Origin of the sequence: Staphylococcus pseudintermedius (assembly GCF_034042775.1) — a bacterium.
In the GTDB taxonomy this organism is placed as follows: domain Bacteria; phylum Bacillota; class Bacilli; order Staphylococcales; family Staphylococcaceae; genus Staphylococcus; species Staphylococcus pseudintermedius.
This window is the reverse complement of record NZ_CP120150.1, coordinates 832,238-846,482: the sequence shown is the minus strand read 5'-3', so window position 1 is coordinate 846,482 and position 14,245 is coordinate 832,238. Positions and strand designations below refer to the sequence as shown.

Genomic DNA, 14,245 nt, shown 5'->3' with positions numbered 1-14,245 from the left:
GTCTAATTTGAAGCTGATCTTCTATTTTTGTTGATTCAGCCAATTTTGTTCCGCCTCCGATAGTTTTAAATATTGCGGTGTAAAGGTATGAATATCGCGTGGCGCTCCTTTATGTGGGTACATTTGATCTGCTCGAGGAGGCGCACTTAATCGTTTAAAGGGTGCTAATTCCGTTTCAAATTGTGCCACATCTTCACCTACAAAGATAACGTTGTCGTTTGTTGTCCATTGCTCAATTAACCTATCGAGTGGTATATATTGATCCGACATCACATTAACAAGTTCACCTTGTTGCCATTGATAAACACCGGCATAAACGTGTTGTCGTCTCGCATTGATGACTGGAATAATATACGCATCAGAATATTGAATTTGTGCTGCAATCGCTTTTAACGATGACACGCCATACAATCGAATATTCAATGTGTAAGCAAGTGTTTTCGCTGTCGTCACCCCGATACGTAATCCTGTATACGAACCAGGACCTTCTGTGACAATAATTTCATCTAAATCTTTCGGCTTCAATTGTGCTTGTTGTAATAACCATTCAATGAGTGGCATGAGCTGCACCGAGTGATTACGTTTTATCGTTGTCGTATGCGTTATCAATACGTGACCCTCTTGCATAATCGCTACTGATAATGGCTGATTGGCACTATCAATCAGTAAACTGTACATGTTCGATGGCCTCCTTTATCTCTTCAAAATGTGAGCCATGTGCTTCAAAACTCAGCTCTCGTTCTGTTTCGTTTATCGTTTGAATGTTGATTTTCAAATAATGTGGTGGCAAATAGTCTTGAATAAATTGACTCCATTCCACTACAGTCACCGCTTCATCCTCAAAAAACTCATCAAATCCTAAGTCTTCATCAGAATCTTCTAATCGATAACAATCCATGTGATGAAATTTCAAATGGGTACCTCGATATGATTTGATAATATTAAAAGTCGGTGAACTGATAGGACGTTTTACACCTAACGCCTGTCCGATAAATTGACTTAAAGTTGTTTTTCCAGCACCTAGGTCGCCATCTAATAACAATACATCTTGTGCTTTGAGATAAGTTGCAAGTTGATTCGCAAATGCTTGCATCGCTGTTTTGTTTTTAATTCTCATTTCGTTCGCACTCCTGACTCGATTTTCTAACCTATTGTAACAAATTTTTATCATTTTGACCTTATCAACTTACTGGAACATTTAAAGCTCACCACTAATGGAATTTTTTGCTTCACCGCGCACCTAAAATATTTTCAGAATTTTTTTGATTTACTGTTGACTTCTTTTCTAATATAAGGTAAATTAATGACATCTAATTTTTAGACAATTCTTTCTATTCTTAACATTAAAGTGCGTTTAATGTTAATTCACACATCTAATCGTCTACATTGTATACGAGATGAACAGTTAACGATGTAGCGAGATTGACCCATTCACGACAGAAAAGGAGCGTATGTACAATGAAAAGACATGCAATGATGACCCATACTGTACAAAATCATAATATTATCATTTTATTATTACGCTCAGGACTGGAGCTTTAGTAGCCATATTACTAAACGCTTAAGTCCTATTTCTAGTTGAATGGGACTTACAAGGTACGTCCCAGATTCAATTTTGGGGCGTACCTTTTTTATTTGAAAAACCGAGGAGGCATTTGAGATGAGAAGTGACATGATTAAAAAAGGAGATCACCAAGCACCGGCGAGGAGTTTGTTACATGCAACAGGTCAAATAAAATCCCCTACTGACATGGACAAACCATTTATCGCAATTTGTAATTCTTATATTGATATCGTTCCGGGACACGTGCATTTACGCGAACTTGGTGATATCGCGAAAGAGGCTATTCGTGAAGCAGGCGGTGTCCCATTTGAATTTAATACGATTGGTGTGGATGATGGTATCGCGATGGGCCATATCGGGATGCGTTATTCATTACCGAGTCGTGAAATTATTGCAGATGCGGCTGAAACCGTTATTAATGCACACTGGTTTGATGGGGTTTTTTACATTCCGAACTGTGACAAAATTACACCAGGGATGTTGATGGCCGCGATGAGAACGAACGTCCCTGCGATATTCTGTTCTGGTGGTCCAATGAAAGCCGGTTTGTCAGCTCAAGGGAAAGCACTCACTCTCTCATCTATGTTTGAAGCGGTTGGTGCATTTAAAGAAGGCGCGATGACTAAAGAGGAATTTTTAGATATGGAACAAAATGCATGTCCGACTTGTGGTTCTTGTTCAGGCATGTTCACAGCGAACTCGATGAACTGCTTAATGGAAGTATTAGGTTTAGCCCTACCATACAACGGGACAGCACTAGCAGTCAGTGATCAACGTCGTGAAATGATTCGTGCCGCTGCGAAACAACTTGTTGAAAATGTTAAAAATGACTTAAAACCGCGTGATATCGTAACAAAAGAAGCAATTGACGACGCATTTGCATTAGATATGGCGATGGGTGGTTCTACAAATACTGTACTGCACACACTTGCCATCGCTAAAGAAGCAGGCATTGATTATGATTTAACACGTATTAATGAAATTGCGAAAAAGACACCTTATTTATCTAAAATTGCTCCAAGTTCATCTTATTCTATGGATGATGTCCATCAAGCGGGCGGTGTCCCGGCCATCATTAATGAACTGATGAAAAAAGAAGGTGTACTTCATCCAGATCGTATCACTGTTACTGGTAAAACTTTAAGAGAAAATAACCAAGATAAAGCAATTACGAATGATGTCGTGATTCGTCGTTTAGACAATCCATACGATCAACAAGGTGGGCTGTCAATTCTTTACGGTAATATTGCTCCAGATGGTGCGGTGATTAAAGTCGGTGGTGTTGATCCATCTATTAAGACCTTTAAAGGAAAAGCGATTTGTTTTGACAGTCATGATGAAGCGGTTGAAGCGATTGATAACCATACGGTGCGTGCTGGACATGTCGTTGTCATTCGCTATGAAGGTCCTAAAGGTGGACCAGGCATGCCAGAAATGTTATCCCCTACTTCATCTATCGTCGGACGCGGTCTTGGGAAAGATGTTGCATTGATTACAGATGGCCGCTTTTCAGGTGCCACAAGAGGTATTGCAGTCGGTCACATTTCACCAGAAGCTGCTGCAGGAGGTCCAATCGGCTTAATTGAAGATGGTGATGACATTACGATTGATCTTGTGAATCGCGACCTCACTTTACATGTTGATGACGTGGTACTCGCAGAACGTCAAGCACATCGTCAACCATTCAAAGCGAAAGTGAAAACGGGTTATCTCGCACGTTATACAGCATTAGTGACAAGCGCCAATACAGGTGGCGTAATGCAAGTTCCTGAAGACTTACTTTAATAAAAATGGAGGGGTTCCAAATGACGCAAACTCATCATACTGTGCCACAAAATCACAATGAGTCAGAAGAAACAACACTGCAACCTGATACGAACGCTTTAAAGTCTGGTGCACAATTGTTAGTTGATGCATTTTTAGAAGAAGGCGTTGAGTACATATTCGGTTATCCTGGCGGGGCTGTACTCCCCCTTTACGACACATTTTACAACGAGCAAATCAAGCATATTCTCTACCGTCATGAACAAGGTGCAACCCATGCGGCAGAAGGTTATGCGCGCGTAAGTGGTAAACCAGGTGTCGTAGTCGTAACGAGTGGTCCTGGAGCAACGAATGCGATTACAGGCATTGCAGATGCATACAGTGATTCGCTGCCACTCATCGTTATTACTGGTCAAGTGGCGACACCAGGCATTGGTAAAGACGCTTTCCAAGAAGCAGACATTTTATCAATGACAACGGCGATTACGAAACATAATTATCAAGTCAACGATGTGAAAGAAATTCCGCGCATTATTAAAGAAGCTTTTCATGTCGCAAATTCTGGTCGTAAAGGACCGGTAGTGATTGATTTTCCGAAAGATATGGGCATTTTATCAACAGATTCACCCGTCGATAATACAGTCAATACACCTGGCTATTACGTCAATACAAAGCCTGACATTGATGAAATTCAAAAACTGAATGATTATTTAAAAACGTCAGAGCGCCCTGTCATTTTAGCTGGTGCAGGGATTCATTTCTCTAAATCGAATTCGCAATTACGGCAGTTAGTCGACAAATATCAAATTCCTGTCGTGACGACGCTTCACGGTTTAGGTGCGATTCCTTATGATGACCCCCACTTCTTAGGTATGGGTGGCATGCACGGTTCCTATGCAAGTAATATGGCATTGACGGAATGTGACTTACTCATTAACTTTGGCTCGCGATTTGATGACCGTTTAGCAAGTAATCCAGATGAATTTGCGCCAAATGCAACCATTGTACATGTCGATATTGACCCGTCAGAAATCGACAAAATCATTAAAACTGACCTTGGTATTGTAGCAGATGTTAAAAATGTGATTGAAGCGTTATTAAAATATGATACGGAAAAAATCAATCACGATGCATGGCTAACAACGATTAAAGGCTATCAAGACAAACATCCATTCAAATATGTCGATGATCCGCTTGAAAAGTTTTGTAAGCCCCAACGTGCAATTGAATACATTGGTGAAATTACACAAGGTAAAGCTTATGTAGCAACAGATGTCGGCCAACACCAAATGTGGGTGGCTCAGTTCTACCCTTTCCAAACGTACGGTCAACTGATTACAAGTGGTGGACTCGGAACAATGGGATTCGGTATCCCAGCCGCTATCGGTGCAAAATTTGCAAAACCAAATGAAACTGTCGTAGCATTTGTCGGTGATGGCGGTTTTCAAATGACGAACCAAGAAATGGCATTGCTGAACGAATTTAACTTAAATATTAAAATCGTATTGATTAACAACGGTACGCTCGGAATGGTGAAACAATGGCAAGACAAATTCTTTAACCAACGTTTTTCACATTCAGTATTTAACGATCAACCTGACTTCATGAAAATGAGTGAAGCCTATGGTGTTAAAGGCTTTTTAATCGATGACCCGAAATGTTTAGAAGCGCAAATCGATGCGGCATTTTTACACAATGGTCCTGCATTAATTGAAATTCGCATTTCACCAGTAGAACCTGTATTGCCTATGGTACCAAGTGGCAAAGCGAACCATGAGATGGAGGGACTGTTATGAGACGAACATTCAAATTACGCGTTTTCGATAAAGCCGGCACACTCAACCGATTAACAAGTTTATTCGTAAGACGCCAAATCAATATCGTGAGTATTACTGCCACACCGACGTTAGATGAAGGGATTTCAGAAATCACGTTTATCGCTGAAGTACCTGATGACGAAAAACAACGTACGATCATTCAACAGTTAATTAAGCAAGTCAATACGTTAACAGTTGAAGATATTACGAACATTAATACGTTTAATCGCGAATTACTACTCATTAAACTAAAAAAGCCGATACCACAACAGCAATTCGACAAAGTATTACAACCGTATGATGCGCTAGTTTCTATTTTGAAGGAAAACGGTCAATATTTGTATTTACAAGCTACTGGCCCGCAATACACATTGAACCACCTTTTAGACGATCTATCATCATTTCATATTGAGCAAGTTGCACGTACTGGTACAGCTGGAATTATTTGAAAAATCAAAAAATATTATTTGGAGGCATTTTAATATGACAAAAGTTTATTATGATTCATCAGTAGAGAAAGATGTATTACAAGGTAAAAAAATTGCGGTTATTGGTTATGGTTCACAAGGTCATGCCCACGCACAAAACTTAAAAGACAATGGCTATGATGTCGTAATCGGTATTCGCCCTGGACGTTCATTCGACCAAGCAGAAGAAGATGGTTTTAATGTTTACACCGTAGCAGAAGCTGTCAAACAAGCCGATGTGGTGATGGTGTTACTCCCTGATGAAATTCAAGGTGACGTGTACAAAAATGAAATCGAGCCTAACTTAGAAGCAGGCAACGCATTAGCATTTGCGCACGGCTTTAATATTCAATTTGACGTGATCCAACCACCGAGTGATGTAGATGTTTTCCTCGTTGCGCCAAAAGGTCCAGGTCATTTAGTTAGACGTACATTTGTTGAGGGTTCAGCCGTACCAGCATTATTCGCTGTGCAACAAGATGCATCGGGTGAAGCACGTGATTTGGCATTAAGTTACGCGAAAGGGATCGGTTCAACACGTGCAGGCGTATTAGAAACATCATTTAAAGAAGAAACTGAAACGGATTTATTCGGTGAACAAGCTGTCCTTTGTGGTGGCGTGACACGTCTCATCCAAAGCGGTTTTGAAGTGTTAGTGGAAGCAGGTTACCAGCCAGAAATCGCCTACTTCGAAGTGTTACATGAAATGAAACTGATCGTTGACTTAATGTATGAGGGCGGACTTGAAAACATGCGTTATTCTATTTCGAACACTGCAGAATTTGGTGACTACGTATCAGGTCCACGTGTCATTACAGAAGAAACGAAAGAAAATATGAAAGCTGTATTAAAAGATATTCAAGACGGTACATTTAGCACTCGTTTCATTAAAGATAATGAAGATGGCTTTAAATCATTTAAACAAATGCGTGAAGCACAACAAGGACATCAAATTACAGCAGTCGGTCAATCTTTACGTGAAATGATGCCATTTATTAAATCGAAAAGCATTCAAAAATAATTTTTTAAGGAGTGAATGAAAATGTCTAGTCATATTCAGATTTTTGATACTACACTACGCGATGGCGAACAAACACCAGGCGTCAGCTTTTCCTTTGAAGAACGATTAAAACTGGCCGAACAACTCGAAAAATGGGGTGTCGATGTTATTGAGGCTGGCTTTCCCGCTTCAAGTCAAGGCAGCTTTGAATCTGTACAAGCAATCGCTCGAACGTTAAAACATACCACTGTTACAGGTTTAGCACGTTGCTTAAAGTCTGATATCGATGCCGTATACGAAGCGACAAAAGATGCCGTTTCCCCTTCTATCCATGTCTTTATTGCAACGAGCCCTATTCACTTAGAGTCAAAGCTTCATATGACGGAATCTGAAGTGCTCGAAGCAATAACGACACATGTGAGTTATGCAAAAGAACGTTTTGATATCGTTCAATTTTCACCAGAGGATGCGACACGGACACCGTTGCCATTCTTAATCCAAAGTGTACAAACTGCAGTAGATGCAGGGGCAACTGTTATCAATATTCCTGATACGGTGGGCTATACGTATCCAACTGAATATGGCAACATTTTCAAAGCACTCACAGAAAAAATCAAGTCGGATGTCCCAATTACGTACAGTGCCCATTGTCATGATGACCTTGGCTTAGCTGTAGCAAATAGCATGGCTGCCATCGAAAATGGTGCGACACGTATTGAAGGAACGGTCAATGGGATTGGTGAACGTGCCGGAAATACTGCACTTGAAGAGGTCGTATTAGGTTTATACGTCCGTCAAGATCATTATCAAATTCAAACGCAAATTCAACTCGAATTGACGAAGCAAACTTCTGATATGGTCGCACGCTATGCTGGATTGAGAGTACCACGTAATAAAGCGATTGTCGGGAAAAATGCGTTTAGTCATGAGTCTGGTATACATCAAGATGGTTTCTTGAAAAACCCGGAAACGTACGAAATTATGACCCCGAAACTCGTTGGTGTGAAAAAAACGGAACTGCCACTGGGAAAATTATCAGGTAAACATGCGTTCCAAGATAAATTGAAACAACTCGGATATGACATTGATTTAGAAGAGCAAAAAGTATTGTTTAAAGCGTTTAAAGGGATTGCCGACAAGAAAAAACACGTCACTGATCAAGATATTCACGCATTGATTCAAAATAGTGAGCATGATAAACATGTCGCCTACCATCTTGAAACACTACAGCTTCAATTTGTATCGAATGGCCTTCAAAGTGCTGTTGTGGTCGTTCGCGATAATGATGATCAACATTATCAAGATTCTAGTATTGGTACCGGCTCCATTGTTGCGATTTATAATGCGGTCGATCGTATTTTCAATGTCGAATCTGTACTGTTAGATTATCGTATTGATGCCGTGTCTGAAGGCCGCGATGCACAAGCTGAAGTTCATGTACAAGTAGAAGTCAATGGCCAAGAATATGTAGGTGTTGGTTTTGACCACGATATTTTATATGCCTCATGCAAAGCCTATGTTGAAGCGATAAGTAAATCGGTGCAATCCATTCAAAAAGAAGGTGTCGTACAATGACTTTTAAAATTGTAGCTTTACCTGGCGATGGCATTGGACCAGAAATTATGTCAGGTACATTGGATTGTTTGGACGCACTTGCATCTCAAGTTGATTTTGATTATATGGTGGACAGTTATGCGATGGGAGGTTGTGCCATTGATCAATATGGCACGCCCCTACCTGATGCAACATTAGATGCTTGTCAACGTGCAGATGCTATTTTACTCGGTGCGATTGGTGGCCCTCAATGGACGAACCCACAATGTCGTCCTGAACAAGGTTTACTGAATTTGCGAAAAGCATTGAATTTATATGCCAATATTCGACCCACACGTGTGACAACAGACATGGCGTATTTATCACCGTTAAAGCAATCCATTGTCGAAAATACCGACCTTGTTATCGTTAGAGAGTTGACGAGTGGCATCTACTTTGGCGAGCCACGCTACCTGAAAGACGATGAAGCACGTGATTCAATGACTTATACGAAAGAGGAAATTATACGCATTGCGCATGTCGGTTTTCAATTGGCTCAATCACGTCGCCAAAAGCTCACATCTGTTGATAAAGAAAATGTACTTGCCAGCAGTCAATTGTGGCGTCGTACTGTTAATGAAGTCGCTGAACAATATCCTGACGTTACGGTCGAACATTTACTTGTTGATGCATGTAGTATGCATTTAATCAAACGACCTGCTGATTTTGATGTTATCATCACTGAAAATTTATTTGGCGATATTCTAAGTGATGAAGCGTCGATGCTACCTGGTTCACTAGGACTCTCCCCTTCCGCAAGTTTTAGTGAAGGTGGACCAAAATTATACGAACCGATTCATGGCTCAGCACCTGACATCGCCGGTCAAAATAAAGCCAATCCGTTTGGCATGTTGTTGTCACTCGCTATGTGTTTACGAGAATCAGCTGAACGAGATGATATGGCAACAATTATTGAAACAACGGTCGATACATTAATAGCTAAAGGGATCACAACAGCTGATCTTGGGGGGCAATACGGCACTACGGACATTTTCAAACATTTTAAAGCATTCATTAAGGGGGCATAACGAATGGGGCGTACACTTTTCGATAAAATTTGGGACCAACATACGATTACCGGGCAACAAGGTGAACCGCAATTGTTATACATTGATTTGCATTTGATACATGAGGTGACGTCACCGCAAGCATTTGAAGGGCTCAGAATGCAAAAACGAACTTTACGAAGACCTGATTTAACGTTTGGCACATTAGATCACAATGTACCAACGGTCGATATTTTCAACATTAAAGATGATATCGCAAACAAGCAAATTCAAGCGTTACAACAAAACTGTAAAGACTTTAACGTCACATTGTTTGATATGGGCTCTGATGAACAAGGTATCGTACATATGGTCGGACCTGAAATGGGGTTAACGCAACCGGGTAAAACGATTGTTTGTGGCGACTCCCATACTGCAACACACGGCGCATTCGGTGCGATTGCGTTCGGTATCGGGACGAGTGAAGTTGAGCATGTATTTGCTACACAAACGCTATGGCAAACGAAACCGAAAAATTTAAAAATTAACGTAACCGGGCAACTTCCTAAAGGTGTTTATGCGAAAGACATTATTTTGCATTTAATCAATCAACACGGCGTTGACTTTGGTACAGGTTATGCACTGGAATTTGCTGGAGAAACGATTCGCAATTTGTCGATGGAGGGTCGTATGACAATTTGTAATATGGCGATTGAAGCAGGTGCAAAATACGGACTGATTCAACCAGATAACACGACTTTTGCATACCTTGAAGGACGTCGTTACTCACAAAACATTGAGGACAAACTTGATGATTGGCGTAAACTATACAGTGATGACGACGCGCAATTCGATAAAATCATTGAATTAGATGTGACAGCATTAGAACCACAAGTCACTTGGGGCACGAGTCCTGAAATGGGTGTCAGCTTTAGTACACCATTCCCAGAGATTCAAAATGTCAATGACGAACGTGCGTATCAATATATGGGCTTAAAACCAGGTCAACTTGCGACAGATATTCCGTTAGGCTATGTGTTCCTCGGTTCATGTACGAATGCACGTATTTCCGATTTAGTTGAAGCCAGTCACATCGTCAAAGGTAATCAAGTACACGAAAACATTACAGCGATTGTCGTACCTGGCTCACGTCAAGTAAAGAAAGAGGCTGAAGCCATGGGCCTAGATACAATTTTTAAAGATGCTGGTTTTGAATGGAGAGAACCTGGATGCAGCATGTGTCTCGGTATGAACCCCGACCAAGTGCCAGCTGGTGTCCACTGTGCGTCAACGAGTAACCGTAACTTCGAAGGCCGTCAAGGTAAAGGTGCAAGAACACATCTGGTATCCCCTGCTATGGCTGCAGCTGCGGCAATTCACGGACGCTTTGTCGATGTGAGAAAGGTGGTTGAAGCGTGATGGAAATTAAAGCAATTACACAATATTCGGGCAAAACGGTCCCATTATTTCATGACAATATTGATACCGATCAAATCATTCCGAAAGTCCATTTAAAGCGGATATCTAAAACAGGTTACGGCCCTTTTCTCTTTGATGAATGGCGTTATTTAGAAGACGGTTCAGATAATCCTAATTTCGTCTTAAATCAACCTGAATATGAAGGGGCATCCATTTTAATTACCGGTGACAATTTCGGTTGTGGTTCGAGTCGTGAGCATGCCGCATGGGCGTTAAAAGATTTCGGTTTTCAAGTGATTATTGCGGAAAGTTTCAGTGACATTTTTTATATGAACTGTACGAAAAATGCACTGTTGCCGATTCGACTTGACCGTGCATCACGAGAAGCGATTGCGCGTTATCCTGAAATCACAATTGACTTGCCACAACAAATCATCCAAACACCCGAGCAAAATTATCACTTTGACATTGATGAAACGTGGAAAGAAAAACTTGTGAATGGCTTAGATGATATTGCTATCACATTAAAATATGAAGCATTAATCAAAGACTATGAACTAAAACATACTTAAGGAGTGGGAACAATGTCTGTAAAAACTACACCTGTTCAAGCCCAAGATGTTGAAGATGCATTTTTACGTCTCAACACAATTGTTAAAGAAACACCATTGGAAAAGGATCATTATTTATCGCTCAAATATGATTGTAATGTGTATTTAAAGCGCGAAGATCTTCAATGGGTGCGTTCATTTAAACTACGTGGCGCTTACAATGCCATTGCTGTATTACCAGAAGAAAAGAGAAACCAAGGTATCACATGTGCAAGTGCCGGAAACCATGCGCAAGGTGTCGCGTTTACAGCCAAATACCTCAACTTACATGCGGTTATCTTCATGCCTGTGACAACACCAAAACAAAAAGTCAATCAAGTTCAATTTTTCGGTGGTGACAACGTTGAAATTAAACTAGAGGGCGATACATTTGATGATTGCTTAAAGTCGGCGCTGAGTTATACTGAACAACACGATATGACTTTCATTGATCCGTTTAATAATGTGCATACGATCGCTGGTCAAGGGACATTAGCAAAAGAAATGATCGAAGCGGCAAAAACGGACAATATCACAATTGATTATGTGTTCGGCGCTATTGGTGGTGGCGGGCTTATGTCAGGTGTAGCGACTTATTTTAAAGCACATTCCCCTTCTACCAAACTGATTGGTGTGGAACCATTAGGCGCGAGCAGTATGTATCAATCCGTACAAGCAGGCGAAGTGGTGACATTGGACAATATCGATAAATTTGTCGATGGCGCTTCTGTCGCACGTGTGGGTGAAATTACATTTAACATTTGTCGTAAAGCATTAGATGATTATGTGCAAATTGACGAAGGGGCTGTTTGTTCAACTATTTTAGACATGTATTCGAAACAAGCCATCGTTGCAGAACCTGCCGGCGCATTAAGCGTCAGCGCCCTAGAACAATACCAAGATCAAATTAAAGGGAAAAATGTCGTCTGTATCGTTTCTGGAGGGAATAACGATATTAACCGAATGAAAGAAATTGAAGAACGTTCATTATTATACGAAGAAATGAAGCATTACTTTATTTTGAACTTCCCACAACGTCCAGGGGCACTCAGACAATTCGTGAATGATGTGCTTGGACCACACGATGATATTACCAAGTTCGAATATCTGAAGAAGTCTTCTCAAAATACCGGAACTGTCATTATCGGCATTCAACTTCAAAATAGAGCAGACCTAGACACGCTCATTCGTAACGTCAATCAATTTGACCCTAAAAACATTTATATTAACGAAAACAAAATGCTGTATTCGTTATTAATTTAAGATGATTCAAAAGGAGCAAACTTGAGAGAACCACCTCTCACATTTGCTCCTTTTTAAAATTTTGAGATATTAGTCAGATTGATACTTTCTCATAGCGATACTAAATCCAGTTAAGACGACGAGCATCAATATCGCATCAATCATAAAAACTTGTGCGGCATTATCATTAAGGATAAACCCAAAAAAGCTCAGTGAAACAGGTATAATCGCTTGTGCAATAGATGAATTCAGCGAAAAGACGCGCCCTTTATATTCGTCCTCTACTGCCTTCTGTAAATAGACGCCATAAGGTGTATTAATAATTGGTAAACTTACACCAATCAACATATATGTCGCAATCAGAAAGATAAATGACGTCAAATTTTGATGTGGGTACAATAAAAAGACGCCAAGTGAAAATAAAGTGACAATTTCAATCAAAATTCCAATCTTATAAAATAATGTGACCCCTCTTTTCACAGGATAAATCGACATCACAAATGACACTAAAAATAGCGCAATCGTGTAACCTGATTCAATCATCCCAAACTGTGTCGATTTAAGATGCAACTGTTGTATCGCAATAATCGGTACGCCAACAACTATGACATTGATTAAAAAGTTGTTTAACATCGCACAAACGAGAAATGTCATAATTTCTTTTTTCTTCACTAAGTATTGCACACCTTCTTTAAAAGAGTGCACGAACTGACTTTTCATTTGTTGGTGATTAATAATTGGTAATGATTGTATAAGAATAATCGAAATCGCTTCAGTAAGCATATTCATCATCCCGATGACTTGCAGCGGTATAAATGCAATGACAATGCCCCCAATGATTGGAGAAACAAAGCTTGTCAATGTCGACACCGTTTGTCTAATCGATATCACACGCTCTAAATTGTCTGTCACGATAAGTTGTAAGTTTTTCTGAATAATGACAGAGTTTATCCCATCAGGAACCGTTAATAAGAGACCTAAACAAATAATCATATATACATTGTCATCGTATAACAAAGAAAAAATGATCAGTGCAGCCACACTTGATAATTGAGAGTACAAAATTAACCGTTTATTGTTGACTGAGTCTATAAATACACCACTAATTGGCGTAGAAAGTATGGTTGTGATCACAATCAAAGTTAAATAAATACTGTACAAATAACTATTTTCTGTGTTTTTCAAAATATGGAAGGCACAAGCGAAACTGAAGACACTTGAACCAATGGTAGAAATAAAACCAAAGATGATTAATTTTTAAGCATTACGTGTCAAAGTGTGACACCTCCAAACTTTATATTCTTGATGCCTGTGCGAATCGTGTAATGGAGGTTATTTAGTACAATGGAATAGTAGTTTAAATTTTCTTAATATTGCGCCAACTGATATCTGTATTATATTTTATTTTATAAGATCGCACAAGTATCAGTTAGGTTGAAGTTGAAAACATGTCATAGTGACAGGTTTTGCGCTCTAAGAAGATATTGTAAACAATCGTTACACACTGGGAGGATGACGGGAATATAGGCAATAGATGAACAAAGGCATTGATTGAGGGGGATCACATTTCACCTCTATGTGTGATGCGGATGACAGGAACCCTTTACGGTATTAAAAAAGCCCCGAAACAATAATGATTGCTTCGAAGCTTTTGAAATAACCTGGCACCGTCCTACTCTCGCGGAACGTAAGTCCGACTACCATCGGCGCTAAAGAGCTTAACTTCTGTGTTCGGCATGGGAACAGGTGTGGCCTCTTTGCCATTGGCACCAGATTAAGTTGTTGAATGTTATACATTCAAAA

General features: G+C 40.0%; 12 protein-coding genes and 1 rRNA gene. 9 read left to right on the top strand and 4 right to left on the bottom strand.

The genetic code is table 11. The features are described 5' to 3' along the window. Positions 1–21: 21 nt before the first annotated feature. Positions 22–678, bottom strand: coding sequence for a tRNA (adenosine(37)-N6)-threonylcarbamoyltransferase complex dimerization subunit type 1 TsaB (gene tsaB, locus P3U61_RS03830; protein ID WP_063278594.1), 657 nt, complete (start codon positions 676–678; stop codon positions 22–24). Beyond that, the gene (tsaE, locus tag P3U61_RS03825; RefSeq protein WP_014613396.1) at positions 659–1,117 is read right to left on the bottom strand and encodes a tRNA (adenosine(37)-N6)-threonylcarbamoyltransferase complex ATPase subunit type 1 TsaE; all 459 of its coding nucleotides are present in this window, start codon (positions 1,115–1,117) and stop codon (positions 659–661) included. The genes tsaB and tsaE overlap by 20 nt, the downstream gene beginning before the upstream one ends. A 543-nt stretch (positions 1,118–1,660) precedes the next feature. On the opposite strand from tsaE, the gene ilvD reads away from it, so the two are divergent. Genes ilvD through ilvA form a run of 9 tightly spaced genes read left to right on the top strand, consistent with a single transcriptional unit; the run spans position 1,661 to position 12,463 of the window. Continuing rightward, the gene (gene ilvD, locus P3U61_RS03820) at positions 1,661–3,349 is read left to right on the top strand and encodes a dihydroxy-acid dehydratase (RefSeq protein WP_323695717.1); all 1,689 of its coding nucleotides are present in this window, start codon (positions 1,661–1,663) and stop codon (positions 3,347–3,349) included. A 20-nt stretch (positions 3,350–3,369) separates the two neighbouring features. After that, complete coding sequence (gene ilvB / locus P3U61_RS03815; protein WP_101457718.1) at positions 3,370–5,124, top strand: biosynthetic-type acetolactate synthase large subunit; 1,755 nt, start codon at positions 3,370–3,372, stop codon at positions 5,122–5,124. Then, positions 5,121–5,594, top strand: coding sequence for an acetolactate synthase small subunit (gene ilvN, locus P3U61_RS03810; protein WP_014613393.1), 474 nt, complete (start codon positions 5,121–5,123; stop codon positions 5,592–5,594). Before ilvB ends, ilvN begins: the two co-directional genes overlap by 4 nt. A gap of 34 nt (positions 5,595–5,628) precedes the next feature. Continuing rightward, the gene (gene ilvC, locus P3U61_RS03805) at positions 5,629–6,633 is read left to right on the top strand and encodes a ketol-acid reductoisomerase (protein WP_063278596.1); all 1,005 of its coding nucleotides are present in this window, start codon (positions 5,629–5,631) and stop codon (positions 6,631–6,633) included. Positions 6,634–6,654: 21 nt separating this feature from the next. After that, positions 6,655–8,187, top strand: a complete 1,533-nt coding sequence (locus P3U61_RS03800) for a 2-isopropylmalate synthase (protein ID WP_063278597.1) — start codon at positions 6,655–6,657, stop codon at positions 8,185–8,187. Then, positions 8,184–9,233: a 3-isopropylmalate dehydrogenase gene (leuB, locus tag P3U61_RS03795; protein WP_063278598.1), complete on the top strand. Its 1,050-nt coding sequence runs from the start codon at positions 8,184–8,186 to the stop codon at positions 9,231–9,233. Before P3U61_RS03800 ends, leuB begins: the two co-directional genes overlap by 4 nt. A gap of 3 nt (positions 9,234–9,236) precedes the next feature. Then, a complete protein-coding gene (gene leuC / locus P3U61_RS03790) occupies positions 9,237–10,610 on the top strand; it encodes a 3-isopropylmalate dehydratase large subunit (RefSeq protein WP_100006624.1) in 1,374 nt (457 codons plus the stop codon). Continuing rightward, positions 10,610–11,182, top strand: coding sequence for a 3-isopropylmalate dehydratase small subunit (leuD, locus tag P3U61_RS03785; protein ID WP_014613388.1), 573 nt, complete (start codon positions 10,610–10,612; stop codon positions 11,180–11,182). The genes leuC and leuD overlap by 1 nt, the downstream gene beginning before the upstream one ends. A gap of 12 nt (positions 11,183–11,194) precedes the next feature. Next, positions 11,195–12,463 carry a threonine ammonia-lyase IlvA gene (ilvA, locus tag P3U61_RS03780; protein WP_014613387.1) on the top strand — a complete coding sequence of 423 codons (1,269 nt, stop codon included), beginning with the start codon at positions 11,195–11,197 and terminating at the stop codon, positions 12,461–12,463. 69 nt (positions 12,464–12,532) lie between these two features. On the opposite strand, the gene P3U61_RS03775 is transcribed toward ilvA, so the two are convergent. Both P3U61_RS03775 and rrf read right to left on the bottom strand, forming a co-directional pair. Further along, positions 12,533–13,669 (bottom strand): MFS transporter, encoded by a 1,137-nt coding sequence (locus P3U61_RS03775; protein ID WP_410254253.1) that lies wholly within the window; start codon positions 13,667–13,669, stop codon positions 12,533–12,535. Positions 13,670–14,101: 432 nt separating this feature from the next. Further along, a 5S ribosomal RNA gene (rrf, locus tag P3U61_RS03770) occupies positions 14,102–14,216 on the bottom strand. Positions 14,217–14,245 lie beyond the last annotated feature (29 nt).